Below are 11,298 nucleotides of genomic sequence, written 5' to 3' on the forward strand. Positions count from 1 at the left end.
AAGGCCGCCTTCATGGCAGCACGACGATCTTCCCGCCGGCCATGTTCTCTTCCATGCACCGGTGTGCTTCTACGATTTCGTCGAGTCGAAAAACCTTCCCAACGGGGACGCGAAGTGTTCCGGCCTTCACCTGCGCCAGCAATTCGTCATACGGCGTCGCCATGAATTCATTGACTCCGCCGTCGTAAATGGTGAGTTTCACCGTGCTCGGTATCACTTCCATCGGACTGAAGGTGTCGAACGACCACTGGTTGCCAACAATGCCAGTCATGCACACCACACCGCCTTGTTTCGCGCAGCGCAACGAGTCCTTCAGCGTCGTGGTTCCGATGAGTTCCAGCACTTTATCCACGCCGCCGGGCGACACTTCGCCGATCTCCTGCGCGATTGTGCCCGAGTCTATGACGACACGGTCGGCGCCGTTCGCACGCAGCGCGTCGCCTTTCTGCGGATTGCGGGTCGTCGAAATCACAAACGCACCGTGCGCTTTGGCGATTGCCGCAGCGGCAAGTCCAACCGATGTCGTTCCGCCCCGAACCAGCAGCCGGTCCCGCTCTTTCAGCGCGAGGGCCTTGAACAGCGAGCCCCACGCGGTCTGAAGCATTTCCGGCATTGCGCCGAGCGTTTCCCAGGGCAAGCCAGTGACTAGTTTTTGTACCTGCCGGGCAGGTACGCAGGTGTACTCCGCATAGCTGCCGTCGAACTCACGCCCCAAGCCTCCCATCGCGGTGGCAACCGTCTCGCCCTTGGCGAACTCCATTCCCGGTGCGTCTTCCACGATGCCGACCGCCTCGATTCCCAGCACACGTGGAAACTTCACGCTCTGAGAAAATCCCTGGCGGGTAAACATTTCGGATCGGTTGAGTCCGAACGCCTTCACGCGGATCAGTACCTCGCCGCGCTGCGGCGTCGGTATAGGCCGTTGTTCGAGCTTGAGCACCTCAGGACCACCGGGCTCGTGGATCACTGCTGCTTTCATGGTCGTCATCGACGCCTCCTTTGCGGCTCGCGAGTGTCTATTCGAAACCATAGAGCAGCTGCGATTTTCCGGTAGGCGGTAATGCAGAAAATCGTTTTCCACTTCCGGAAAGATCAGCGTGCCATGATATGTCACGTGGGCGCTCGTGCTCCGGGTTGGCATCTATCCTTGCGGCGCCGCCGACGATTGGCGCACAATGGTTTTCCAAGGATGGAAAAGCGATGGCGAACCTCAACTCGCTGGTGATATTCGCAAAGGTGGTCGAATCGGGCAGCCTTTCCGGGGCGGCACGCCGGCTTGGCATGCCGGTCTCTACGGTCAGCCGGCACATCGCTGAGTTCGAGCAGGCGCTGGGCGTTCGGCTCCTTGAGCGCTCCACGCGTAATCTCACCCTTACCGACCTCGGCAAGGAGGTGTATGAGCAAGCCGTGCGAGGCGTCGAGCTGGGTGAGGCCATCGACAGCGTCGCGTCCAGCCATCTCTCGGACGTGTCGGGGCTCTTGCGCCTTTCGGCGCCGCCAAGCGTTTCGGACACCTTGTTGACGCCGCTTGTCCTGGAATTTCAGAAGCGCTATCCGAACGTGCGTTTTCAGATACTCGTTACCGAGCGCTACGTCGAACATATCGCGGACGGCGTCGACCTTGTGTTCCGGGTTGGCGCATTGCGCGATTCGTCGCTGGTCGCGCGGCGCCTTCTGGCCTATCGTCATCGCATCGTTGCGACGCCTGCGTGCCTCAAGCGCTGCGGGGCGATCCGAAAGCCGCAGGATCTGCTCGAGCATCGCCTCCTTGCGTTTTCGCACTGGAAGGCGGATTGCAGCTGGTGTTTCGTGCACGAGAATGGAGGGGAAAAGCAGACGCTCACGTTCCAGCCGTTATTCGCGATGAACGATTTTGCCGGCCTCGCTTCCATGTTGCTGGCGGGTGCCGGCATTGGTGAACTGCCCCCTGTGGTCCGGCCCGATCTTGTTCGCGAGGGCAAGCTGGTGGAGGTGATGCCGCAGTGGCGCCTCCCGACATACGACCTCTCGCTCGTGTACCTGGGCAACCGGCACATTTCGAAACCGTGCAGGCTCTTCAAGGAATTCGCGATTGAAATGGCACCCGTGTTGTTTCCGGATTTTCCGCAGTAAGATGCAGACCATTCGAACTCCTGAATGATTTCGAATGGTTGAAACGGGTTCGATGGTATCGCCTGTTTTCGCCTTTCAGGATGGTAAGGTGCCAAAGAGCCCGGGCACCATCTTCGAGGCGAAGTCCCTGAAGATGCGTACCTGCCGGGGCAGATAGCGGTCGCGCAGGTTGGCGATGGTCAGGTCGAACACAGGCAGATGCCAGTCCGGCAAGACCTCGACGAGCTGCCCGCTGCGCACGAGGTCTGGCTGGACGATGGGCGGCAGTTCCCCGATGCCGCAGCCCTCGAGCAGCGCCACAATGAGCCCGGTGTAGTCGTTCATGGCCATTGTCGGCTGGAAGGAGACCGTTTCGGTATCCCGGCCGTTGACATGAACGAAGCTCCAGCTATAGTCCGGCTTCCAGAAAGAGAACGCGAAAAGCCGGTGCGCGGGAAGGTCCCGCGGCGACTGCGGAGGCGGGCATCTGGCGAGGTACTTCGGACTTGCAACGACCTGATGCCGGTAAGTCAGAAGCGTGCGCGCTGCGAGCGTCGCGTCGGTGAAGGTTCCGACCTTGAACGCGATATCGACGTCCTCGGCTATCTGGTCGACGATGCGTTCGGTAATGAACGCCTTGACCTCCACGTTCGGGTAAGACTGCTGAAAGGCTTCGACGACAGGCACGATCAGCGAGTCGGAGAGGTTTGGCGGCGCACACAGCCGTACGGCGCCGGACACCTCGGGCAGGCGGTTCGAAATGACATTGTCGACGGCTTCGCTGACCTCGGTGGCCTGTCTTGCGAGCTCGAATACTTCGGTGCCGAAGTCCGTGAGCCTCAGGTGATGCGTGGATCGATCGAGCAAACGAACACCCAGCTGATTTTCGAGTTCGGCAATGCGGCGGCTCACAGAGGAAATGGGCATCTTGAGCCGCCTCGCGCCCTCCGAAAAGCTGCTCGCCTCGACGACCTTCGCAAAAATGAGCAGCGTATTGAGATCTTTCATTACCGTTACGCTCCGTTCGACCTGCAACTTGCTGGCGATCTGCAGCTTCCATCGTCTGACGCAGATTACCGCCGCAACCGGGCGGCAGCAAGGCGGCAGTCCGCCTGGCGAGGTAAAGGAACCAGTCGGCTAGAGCACGACTCGCTCGCCGTTCGGATTGCCTTGAAAAGTCCAGCTTCCGCCGCTTCGGAACGACGCGCCTGTCGCGAACGTGTCCTCCATGAACTGGAGATACGTGCAGCGGCCATGTTCGACCTTGGCGAACACCGCGAAGGGCGTCGTCACGACCTTTGAGAGTACCGTCGACCGGTACGTGAAACGACCGAACATGGCGGCGTATTCGTCGGTGCCGAACAGCGCCTCCGGCTCGAAGGATTGAATCTGCCAGTAGCGGCCGACATCCATAAAGGTCTTCACGATGCTCTCGGGACCACGAGACGTACCGGCCCACGGCATGATCCGCTTCAGATCGGGATTGTCGTAGTTGAGCGAAACATAGATCACGTCAGGTGTGACGAGCGAACGGACGCGCTCGATATCGGTTGGCTTCTCGAGTATCGAAGACAGCACTTCGGTTGGCGCGAGCATGGGCTTTCTCCTCCTCATCAGGGCACACGCTCAAGCATACAAACGCGGCCGCTCGCGTGAGCTTTCCAGAAATGGAAATCCGATTTCCGCACTGTCCGTTAGCGGTCGACCGAACGGTTGGCTACCATTCAGATCACATTGCGGTCACGCAAGCGGGAAACAGAAAGGAGCGCAACTGTCATGAGCACGGCAATCATCGGCCTTGGAAACATAGGCTCCCGGCTGGCGAAGAATCTGGTAACGGGTGGCGAGACGATCATCGTCGCGGCAAGGACGCCGGACGAGGCAGAGGAGGTGGCCCGAGACCTCGGCAGCCATGCCGAAGCGCTGACGGTCGAGGATGCAGTCGCCAAGGCGGACGTCATTGTCCTGGCGATCCAGTTCGACGCGATCAGGCAATTTCTCGTTACGCATCGTGAGGCGCTGGCGGGGAAGATCATCGTGGACCCGTCAAACCCGATCGCCCCGGACGGTAAGGGCGGATACAGAAAGACCATTCCTGACGAGCAATCTTCTGGCGTGCTGATTTCCGGGCTGCTCCCGGCTCGGGCGCGTCTCGTCAAGGCGTTCGGCACGCTGGGTGCGCAATCGCTGGAGGCCGGCGCGAACCGGTCGCCGGAGCGGGCCGTGCTGTTTTATGCAGCGGACGATGCGCAAGCCGGCGAGGTCGTAGCAAGACTCATTACCGTCAGCGGGTTTTCTCCTTTGCGCGTGGGCGGCATCGACCAGTCGATCCGGATCGAGGTTGGCGGCGATCTGCACGAGTATGGACAGCTCGGCAAGCTGGTCAGCGCCAAAGAGGCCGTGTCGCTCGTCTAAGCGGCATGCGCGCCGTTCATCAGATCATGGAGGAACGACTCATCGTGAACACCGAAACGCGCACCGTCTCCACGCTCGCCGAATTGCAGACGGCAGTCGACGACGACCAGGTTCTGCATATCGTCGTTTCAGCGCAGATCGATGGGGTGGCAGCCCTTCGCCTGCGGCCCGGTTTGGCTCTGACCGGCATCGACGCACATGCCGCCCTGCGCTTCGCGCCCGGCAGCGACGGGCTCCAGCTTTCCGCCGACAATCGGGTAGAAGGCTTACGGCTTGCCACAGACGCCGATCGGCGCGCCATTTTCAATGACACGCGTGTCGACGGATTCGGTCGGCTCGTGCTGCGCCATCTGAATGTTGCGGGCGTCGTGCAACTGCTGGCCCGCGACAGTGTGGCTGGCGGCCATGTCGAAGCACACGATATCGACATTGGGGCCGCGGACGCCCGCGGCTATGAAGAGCGCCCGAAGGGATACGGCGTCGAAGTCGTTCCCGGCGTCTTCACGCTCTGGAATCAGCGCGAAGACCACGGCGTAGTCATCACGGCGGACCTCACCGGGCTTTCGGCGGGCCGTGCCGGTGCGCCGGTTCGCGGCAGCGGCATCTTCGTTGGCGGCGCCGGAGAGGCGGGCGGGCGCGTCGTGGCGAATCGGCTGGAGACAGGCGCCGTCCATAGCGATGGCGGCATCGCGCCCGGCACGCCGGATCGCATTACCGGCGGCGTATTCGTCGTGTCGGGCGCATTCGTGGCCAGCGTGCACAATCACGGCCCGGTGACGACCTACGGTCCGAATGACATGGTGCTCGACAACTGGGGAGCCGTCGATCGCTGGATCGTCGACGGGGAGGTCACGTCCCACGGGCCGAGCGGCATTGGCTTCGTGAATTTCGGCTCCCTCGAGCGGCTCGAAGTCAACGCGTTGATCGAGACGTTCGGCCAGGGATCGCGCGGTTTCAATGTCTACACGGGCACCGTGCGGTCGGCGCAATTCGAGCGCGTCGTCACGCATGCCGATGGCGCAGTGGGCATTCAGATCAGCCAACCTGTCGGCGAAATCACGGTCCGCCGGGGCATCGAGACGTGGGGCGGTACCGGCGACTCATTGGTCAAGGGCGTCGTTGTCCGGCTTGCGGCGGCAGCGCTCAGCATCAAGCCCGGAGGATCGGCGCGCAAGATCGCGATCGCCGGCGGCCTGATCACGCATGGCGAAGGCGTCAATCCGCTGGAACTGCACGGCGCAATCGACGCGCTCGAGGTCAGCGGTGGATTGACGGCTGCCGGTGGCGGATTCGCCACCATCTAGCACCGAACGACAACCAGGGAACGCAATGGATCACACGACAACATCCGGTATGGCGGAAGAGGCCCGTGCGCGGCGCGAGTTTCTGCGGGCTGGCTCGGCTTCGGCACTCATGCTTGCCTTGGCGGGCCCGGCGCTGGCCGCGGGCGAAAAGACCAGGGCTGATGTAGAGGAGGGCGGCACACCGCGGCCGGGCGGTCCACTCCAGTCTGCGGGAGCCCTCGAGTTCGGGCCCGGCAATGTCCTCTTCGTCGGCGATATCACAGGTGCGGCCGTTCATGCGTTTGCACTGAAGGATTCGGACGTGACCTCTCAGGCCGACGTGGAAATGGGAAATTTTCATAACTTCGAAGGCCGCGATCTGGTCCTGGGCGTGGATCAGAAGCTCGCTGCGCTCTTCGGGACGACAGTCGGCAATATCGTCATCAACGATATGGCGATCCATCAGCCGTCGCGACAGATTTTCATGTCGGTCGAGCGCGGCAGCGGACCAGGCGCCATGGCTGCGATTGTGAAGGTCAATCACGGCAAGCTCGAGTTGCTGGAACTCGACGGTATTGCGCACTCGAAAACGGTAATTCCAAACGAGCCGGACCAGAACGCGATGCTGGAGTTCGAGCCCCAGCAGGTCTATGCGATTACGGACGTCAAGTACTACAACGGCGAGGTTTTCGTCACAGGAATCTCGAATCAGCGCTTTGCATCGACGCTGTATCGCATCCCGTACCCGTTCCGTTCCCGCCTGTCGACGAGCACCGTCGAAATCTGGCACCCGACGCATGGGGAGTTCGAAACGCGCGCCCCGATCGTGCGGCAACTGATCCGGGAGATGGATGGAAAACCGTACCTGTTTGCCGTGTACGGTTGCACGCCGCTCGTTCGCTTCCGCCTGGAAGATTTGAAGGATGGCGCGCATGTGCGTGGGGACACGATCGGCGAGCTGGGCTATGGGTCGAATCCGCTGGATATGCTGACTTATACCGATCCGACGGACAATAAGGACTACTTGCTCGTGACCATCGACGTACGCAGCGCGTCGCGTATCGAAGCTGCGGAGTTGACGACCGCGAAACCCGAGCCGACCGGTGGTCCCATCGACTTCGGGCCGGGCGGCCTCGGGCGTACGCAGCGCGATCTGCCGATCCGGGCGGAACATATCGCGATTCTCGATCCACGGTGGGCAGTCGTCATCTGGCGGCATCCGAAGACGTCCTGGCGGCTGGACATCGGCACGCTGATGGTTCCGTACTTCTTCGACCGCCGGTTGGGAATGGCGGAAATGAACTGGCCGAATGGTCCCGATCCGTTCCACTACCGCGAACATCGCAACGAGATCGACCACGCGTAGCCGGTTGCGAGATCAGCCGGCCGCAGAATATCGCGCAACGCGACCGAGTAAGGATGCCGATGACACTCCAGCCAACACTGCGAGTCGAGCACGAGACCCAGAGGAGCGGGGTGGCTTGCGTTTGCGTGCACAACCTCGATGCAGATCTTGCTGCGCTTGTCGTCGAACGCCCGGGGACGGGCCGCCACCTGCAACCCGTGCTGCGTGTGAACGTTATCGATGCAGCCATGCGGGAAGGCGACGAACTTCCCGATGTGGCTGGCTGCTGTCAGCTTCTGGAGGCCGGGGTGCGATTCGTTCCGCGTTTTCCGTTCGAACCGGGCGTTCGCTATCGAGCAAGCTTCGATTTGCGGCCGCTCGGCTGTATTGGGCATGCGGACGTGCTGACGCTCGAATTCTCGCTACCGAACCCCATCGGGGTCGACCCGGCTTCGGTGTCGGAAGTCTTTCCATCCGCCGATGTCCTGCCGGAAAACCTGCTTCGCTTCTACGTTTGCTTTTCCAGCCCGATGCGGCGTGGCGGTGCCGAAACGCAGATTAGTCTTATCGGCCCCAATGGACGGCCTGCGCACGACGTGCTCTATCGGCCTGCGCTGGAGCTTTGGGACAGGAGCATGCGATGCCTGACGGTTCTGCTGGATCCGGGCAGGCTGAAACGCTGGGTCGGTCCCAATCGGGAACTGGGTCCGCCGCTGAGGTTGGGGCAACGCTACGCGTTGGCCATCGGCTCGGCAATGGTCGACTCATCCGGTCGTCCGCTTCGGCAGAATTTCTACAAGCCGTTCGTTGTCGCTCAGGCGGTCCGGGAGCCCGTTGCGCTCGCGCATTGGACGGTTCTGCCTCCTGCGGCGCAGAGTTGTCAACCTCTGGAGATCGTGTTTCCCAGGCCGCTGGATTGGGCGTTGCTGCGGCGCGCGATTGTGGTCGTGGGCGACGACGAACGGCCGGTAACAGGGCGAGTCGCGATCGAAAAGGGCGAAAGACGCTGGACCTTTACGCCGGATTCGCCCTGGACGGCGACGCGGCCCGCCATTCGCGTCGCGCCGGACCTTGAAGACGTCTGCGGCAACACCCTGTTCGAGGCTTTTGACGGGCCGCTGCGAGCGCACCGCGAATCGAGCGCGCAACGCACCAACCGCACGATTCGCTTCGAACTCACACGGCCGGCGAATTCCGCGTGACGATTGTGGAGGCAACCCTTGGCCTCGGCGGCCAGTCGTTTGCCACGGGACGTGTGGATTGGCAACGATTTCGAGCGAAGGAGCCGCATCAAGCTAGTTGCCCGATTGCTTAACGGTCTCGGTTGAGCAGTACGTTTTTGTAATGTAAACGGGCGACATGCACCGTCGCTTGTCCGAACACGAATCCGCCAACACCGCCGCCGATCATCGCTCCGACGACAGTGTGATTAGCAAGCGCACCCAGTCCAGAACCTACTCCGGCGCATATGGCGCACCCGAGGAGGCCGGCCCATGTCTCCCAATGCCGCCATGTTCGACGAAAGGCACGTCGCCAATACGCGCGTCTCTCTCTCGCGCTTAGATTTGCCAGCTCAGGGATGCTTTTCAACGTCCAAAAGATCGTCATTTCCCATCTCCTACCCGTTTATTCGCGCCGAGGCATTGTCGACGAACTTCGCCCCGTTGTCGACTGGCCGAAGTTGGCCGAACCTGGAAATGGCACAACGGCCATTCGCCTGGACACGCCGGTGACGGATGCTGGGTGCGGATTCACCGCTGGATCCAATATGAAGGTCGAAGGCCTCCAACGAGGTGTCCGAGGGTTTATGCGGGTGGTCGAGCCGCCGCTTTGATAGTTGCACTCACAACCGTACGACGATCTTTCCATTCGCGCTGTCGGTCTCCATCAGCCGATGGGCCTCGCGGATTTCCTCAAATCGGAAGACCCGCGCGGCCATCGCTTTGTATTGACCATGTTCCACGCGATCGACGATGAGTTGCATTGGAATCTCCGCCGTCGGAAACGCTGGCGCCCCAAACATAAAACTGCCGAAGAAGCTGAAATGCACCCCACTCGGCATCTGGGCCACGGGCATGAAGCCGTTAATCGGATCGGTGCCACCCAGAAATCCCGCCAGACAAAGGCGACCATGCCGCCGGGCCATGGTCAGCGAACCGATTACCGTACTGTTGCCCAACAATTCCAACACTGCGTCAACGCCGTCAGGATGCAAATCGCGCGCACGCTGTGGAAGATCAGGGGCCTCGAGCAACACCTCCTTGGCGCCGAGCGCTTCGAGCGACGGCGCGCGTGCCGGGTTACGCGTGGTGGCGATAACCCGAACGCCGGCATGAGCGGCGATATCCACCGCCGCCCGACCCAATGCGGACGTGGCGCCACGAACAACCAAGGTCTGTCCGGACTCAAGATCAAGATTGCCAAAGAGGGCTGCCCATGCCGTCGCATACGACTCCGGAATCGCCGCGAGTTGCTCCCAGGTCAGATCGGTATTCACGGCAACGACATTGCTTGCCGGGACACTGGTCAACTCGGCATAGCTTCCATTTATCTTTCGGCCCATGCCCCCCATGAATGCGACGACCTTTTGACCCGGCACGAACCGGCCATCCGGATCGGCACGCACAGTCCCGACACATTCGATTCCGCTTATCTCAGTCGCCTCGGGCCACTTTCCTTCGCGCATATGCATCTCGGCGCGATTCACGCCAAAAGCCTTCACCTCGATGAGAACATGGCCGAGCCGCGGGGACGGATCAGGACGCTCCTCGATGCTCAGTACCTCGGGTCCCCCGTACTGTTTGATAACGATGGCACGCATGAAAATCTCCATATCAGTGAGTGTCGTCTAATATTAGAGATCGGAGATTCTGTTAAAAATAATGAAGTTTTGATCAAGTTAATAGGACTCGTCGATGATCGAGGGCCTGACGTTGTATCAGCTGCAGTGCTTCGACGCAGTGGTATCGGAAGGCGGTTTCCAGCCCGCGGCCGAAAAGCTCTTGCGCACGCAGCCGACGGTGTTTGCCGCGGTGAAGAACCTCGAAGGACAGCTTGGCTTGACCTTGCTCGATCGGAGCGGCTATCGCGTGGCACTGACCGACGCGGGTCGCTCGTTTCATGACCACGTGCGCGTATTCCTTCAAGAGCTTCGCGGACTGAAGAACCATGCCGAGCAACTGGCCATGGGCGAGGAGCGCGAACTTCGCGTCGTGATCGGCGATCTCTCACCCGTGCGTGAGGTACTCGCACTGCTTCGTTCTTTCTTCGACGGTCATCCTGCGACGCAACTGCATTTGCATGTGGAGGCCATTGCAGGTCCGTGGGAACGCTTGTTTGACGGCGAAGCCGATCTGATCATTCATCACATCGACAAGGCGGATCCGCGGCTCGAGTACATCGATCTGTGTCCCGTCAGACTCATCCCTGTCGTCGCGCCGGGTTTTCTTCGCATGCCCATTTCGGAGGAGATCACGCCGGAGCAAATGCGCGGATACGTTCAGTGCGTCATTCGCGACACGGCACGCCATATCGCGCGGCCGAATTACTACATCATTGAGGGCGCCCAAACGTGGTCGGTCGGCGATCAGTTGATGAAGAAGGAAATCATTTTGCAGGGCGCGGCCTGGGGTCATCTGCACGATTTTCTGATTGAGAGCGATCTACGCGATGGACGTCTTCTCTCAATCGGCGGGCGACATCTGCAAGGCGGACGCGTCGAGATAACCGCGGCGCGCCGACGCGATTTGCCCCACGGGCCAATCGCCAATTTGCTTTGGCAGCACATCAGAGACCGCGCCCCGAGCTTTAAAATCTCAACCGCGGACTGATTCCAAAATGGCGGTCTATTGCCGTGTACGAACTTGACAGCACGGCATACAACCTCGGTGTTCGCGCTTGAGCTAATTCGGTTGAACGGCCGTTGCTCGAATGTTACCTACAGCATCAACGTCCACTGTCTCTTTCTGGTCCGAGTAGATCCCGACGGCGCCGCGCGCTGAACACTTGGCACATGCGCGTCATGCAAAAGGCATAGTCCGACCCAGAGTGTGTGGAAACACCAACTTTTTCCGGAGGTGAGCGGTAGGCAATCAGATCGATCGAGTTCGATACGCCGAATTTGCGCTAATCGGACGTCGCGAGTACAACAAAGCCCCTCGGGGC

The 11,298-nt window shown here is 60.9% G+C and carries 10 protein-coding genes; 6 read left to right on the plus strand and 4 right to left on the minus strand.

Annotation, left to right across the window (positions count from 1 at the left end; translation table 11 throughout):
* Window positions 1-10 precede the first annotated feature (10 nt).
* Window positions 11-988 carry a zinc-binding alcohol dehydrogenase family protein gene (locus tag AB4Y36_RS26205; RefSeq protein ID WP_368684523.1) on the minus strand — a complete coding sequence of 326 codons (978 nt, stop codon included), beginning with the start codon at window positions 986-988 and terminating at the stop codon, window positions 11-13.
* A gap of 212 nt (window positions 989-1,200) precedes the next feature.
* Between AB4Y36_RS26205 and AB4Y36_RS26210 the strand changes: the two genes are divergently transcribed.
* Window positions 1,201-2,112 (plus strand): LysR family transcriptional regulator, encoded by a 912-nt coding sequence (locus AB4Y36_RS26210; RefSeq protein WP_368602187.1) that lies wholly within the window; start codon window positions 1,201-1,203, stop codon window positions 2,110-2,112.
* Between the two features lie 75 nt (window positions 2,113-2,187).
* Here AB4Y36_RS26210 and AB4Y36_RS26215 read toward each other — a convergent pair whose 3' ends face one another.
* Entirely contained in the window at window positions 2,188-3,099 is a 912-nt protein-coding gene (locus AB4Y36_RS26215) for a LysR family transcriptional regulator (protein WP_342947280.1), read from the minus strand.
* A 129-nt stretch (window positions 3,100-3,228) separates the two neighbouring features.
* Entirely contained in the window at window positions 3,229-3,687 is a 459-nt protein-coding gene (locus tag AB4Y36_RS26220; RefSeq protein WP_368684524.1) for a nuclear transport factor 2 family protein, read from the minus strand.
* 138 nt (window positions 3,688-3,825) lie between these two features.
* On the opposite strand from AB4Y36_RS26220, the gene AB4Y36_RS26225 reads away from it, so the two are divergent.
* The 4 genes from AB4Y36_RS26225 to AB4Y36_RS26240 all read left to right on the plus strand — a co-directional run bounded on the left by AB4Y36_RS26225 (window position 3,826) and on the right by AB4Y36_RS26240 (window position 8,336).
* Window positions 3,826-4,506 carry an NAD(P)-binding domain-containing protein gene (locus tag AB4Y36_RS26225; protein ID WP_342947617.1) on the plus strand — a complete coding sequence of 227 codons (681 nt, stop codon included), beginning with the start codon at window positions 3,826-3,828 and terminating at the stop codon, window positions 4,504-4,506.
* A 44-nt stretch (window positions 4,507-4,550) separates the two neighbouring features.
* Window positions 4,551-5,810, plus strand: a complete 1,260-nt coding sequence (locus tag AB4Y36_RS26230; protein ID WP_368684525.1) for a hypothetical protein — start codon at window positions 4,551-4,553, stop codon at window positions 5,808-5,810.
* Window positions 5,788-7,155: a hypothetical protein gene (locus AB4Y36_RS26235; protein WP_368684526.1), complete on the plus strand. Its 1,368-nt coding sequence runs from the start codon at window positions 5,788-5,790 to the stop codon at window positions 7,153-7,155. Before AB4Y36_RS26230 ends, AB4Y36_RS26235 begins: the two co-directional genes overlap by 23 nt.
* Window positions 7,156-7,280: 125 nt before the next feature.
* Entirely contained in the window at window positions 7,281-8,336 is a 1,056-nt protein-coding gene (locus AB4Y36_RS26240) for a hypothetical protein (RefSeq protein WP_368684527.1), read from the plus strand.
* Window positions 8,337-8,977: 641 nt separating this feature from the next.
* Here the strand turns inward: AB4Y36_RS26240 and AB4Y36_RS26245 are convergent.
* Window positions 8,978-9,955: a zinc-binding dehydrogenase gene (locus AB4Y36_RS26245; protein WP_368684528.1), complete on the minus strand. Its 978-nt coding sequence runs from the start codon at window positions 9,953-9,955 to the stop codon at window positions 8,978-8,980.
* 94 nt (window positions 9,956-10,049) lie between these two features.
* On the opposite strand from AB4Y36_RS26245, the gene AB4Y36_RS26250 reads away from it, so the two are divergent.
* Window positions 10,050-10,964, plus strand: a complete 915-nt coding sequence (locus AB4Y36_RS26250) for a LysR family transcriptional regulator (protein ID WP_302057559.1) — start codon at window positions 10,050-10,052, stop codon at window positions 10,962-10,964.
* The last annotated feature ends 334 nt before the right edge of the window (window positions 10,965-11,298 follow it).

The organism is Paraburkholderia sp. BR10936, assembly GCF_040965735.1.
In the GTDB taxonomy this organism is placed as follows: domain Bacteria; phylum Pseudomonadota; class Gammaproteobacteria; order Burkholderiales; family Burkholderiaceae; genus Paraburkholderia; species Paraburkholderia nodosa_A.